The organism is Sphaerisporangium sp. NPDC088356, assembly GCF_040685555.1.
Taxonomy (GTDB): Bacteria; Actinomycetota; Actinomycetes; order Streptosporangiales; family Streptosporangiaceae; genus Sphaerisporangium.
The window spans coordinates 1-2,078 of the sequence record NZ_JBFBIK010000260.1 but is presented as its reverse complement, the minus strand read 5'-3'; the positions used below and the strand labels follow the sequence as shown (position 1 = coordinate 2,078).

At 60.9% G+C, this 2,078-nt stretch carries 1 protein-coding gene and 1 pseudogene; one reads left to right on the top strand and one right to left on the bottom strand.

What is annotated here, in order from left to right; genetic code table 11:
- Positions 1-199: 199 nt before the first annotated feature.
- Positions 200-403, top strand: a complete 204-nt coding sequence (locus AB0O34_RS36710) for a hypothetical protein (protein WP_363923602.1) — start codon at positions 200-202, stop codon at positions 401-403.
- Between the two features lie 735 nt (positions 404-1,138).
- On the opposite strand, the pseudogene AB0O34_RS36705 reads toward AB0O34_RS36710, so the two are convergent.
- Positions 1,139-2,078: pseudogene (locus AB0O34_RS36705) on the bottom strand (hypothetical protein); the annotation flags it as partial.

Here is a 2,078-nt window from a genome sequence, read left to right as displayed (position 1 = left end):
GCTACCTCGGAGTACGTCACCGTGGTAGCGAACCGAGGTAGCCGCCTCTCGTCGACGCCCACGGGCGTGGCTCTACTTCACGGTCACCTCGACCCAGGTGGCTCCTGGTAGGCAACCCAACCCGAACCACGCCTACCCACGAGGAACACCCGTTGCTGCAATTCGCAGCCACGGTTGATCATCGAGGTGAAGGATCAACGTGAAAGGGTTCCCCCAGTGGCTGCGCGCCCTCGTAGCAGCCTTGATCGTCCTACCCCTGCTGCTGCTCGTCTTGGCGTTCTCGCCGGCATTGCTCTTCTGGCCGTTTCTGCCGAAGGACCGCCGAGACTGGGTGCTCGAAGTGCTTGACCGCTTCGTGAAGTGGATCAGCACCATGTCCGGTGGCGACGACAAGGACGCCTGACTCACGTCGCGCCCCTCAGGGCTCGGATCGTAAGACCCGAGCCCTGAGGGGTCTAGCTCTTCTTCGGAGGCTTATCCCGTCCGAGCAGCCACTGGAGCACGTACTTGGCACGGCTGCTGTAGGGCGACTTCCCAAAGATCGCCACGGCCCAGGTGATGCAAACCATGAGCATGAGTACGGCCGTCGAGATAGCGGAGATCCACACGAGCGCGACTTGCTGAGTGACGACTGCGGCAGGGATGTCCCCAACCGCGGCGATAGCCGACATGCATTTCAGGCTCACACTGTTAGCTGTGACCACCGTGCACTGGCATAAGAGAGGAGACATTGATCACTTTCAAGATCGATTACGACGGGAGCCCACCTGAATGTGGACGTGCAAAACCGCGCGGAAATCTAAATCCAGTAAGCTAAAGTGATCTAGTTGAGAATAAATGATCTTTAATGTCTTAAAAGTTAAATAGACCTTGATCTCGTGACTCAGACAACGAGATCAAGGAAGTGCGTAGAGCCTACACCCCTCCAGCAGTCCCTCGAACATCGGTCTCGATCAAGCCAATCGAGGAGCGCATCTGGCCCTTCGAACCTAGCACCCAGCCCTGCTAGGCCTAGCAGCCCAGCTAGCGGGAAGACGTGGCTCTGACCTGCGGCCTAGCGTCCTAGCAGGCGACCAGGAGGAGCCCCGAAACGCTTCCTACAGGGACTTCGAGGCTCCTTCGTCGTGCTAGCCCTACTTCACGCTGCGGAGCTTCCTCTTGGAGGCCTCCACCACGTGATCCCTGACGATGCCGCGCCGGTTCGAGCCCTTGCCGTCCATGGTCTTGAAGACCTGGTCGACCTTGATGCCGAGCGGCTTGAGCATCGCTGTGAGCTGAGCCGTCTTGGCCTCGTCCTCTTGCTCAGCCCAGGGGCCGTAGAGATCAGGGCGGAGCGTCGCCAGACGGTCAACGACCGGTCAACGACGACCGAGTTCCAGACCTTCTCCTCGGTGGCTGGCACGACTGTCAGGATGTCCGCGAGCAGGTCGTAGGTCGGAGGCTGCGTCTTGTCCACTTCACCGGCCGCGTATCCGGACAGGGTTCCAGCAGCCTCACGCATGGCGCGAGCACGATCAGCGATCCGACCAGCAGCCGGATTGTCCACGTAGTAGCCCCGAACGATACGCGCCTCGGTGCTGACTCCGAGCAGGTAGCCGATGCCGAGGTCCTCGTCGGTGAACGTCGTAGCCCTGACGCCGTTCTTGTAGGCGGACGTGCCGAGAACCATGTCGTTCTCAGTCTGGCCAGCGACCTTGAGGCAGAACCTGACGAGCACGTTGCCCGAGACACCAGTCGGCATGGAGTCCTTGTCCGGCCTCTGAGTCGCCAGAAGCAAGATGATGCCGAGCGCGCGGCCACGCTTGATGATCGCCGTGCACAGCTTCTCTGCCTCGTCGCCGTAGTCCTCGTGCGAGAACAGCTCCTGACACTCGTCGATGGCGAACACCAGCGGATGCAGACCGAGGGATCTCTGAGCAGCCAAATCCGCGGTGACCTTGTTCTCCGGACAGGCCTGCTCAGGCAGTCCGTCGATGACATCGGCGCGGCGCTCCAGGTCCTTGTGAACCTCGCGAAGGGAGCAGACGCACTCCTCGATCGTCGAATCCTTGGCGCCGGATGCGTAGTGGTGTGCCACC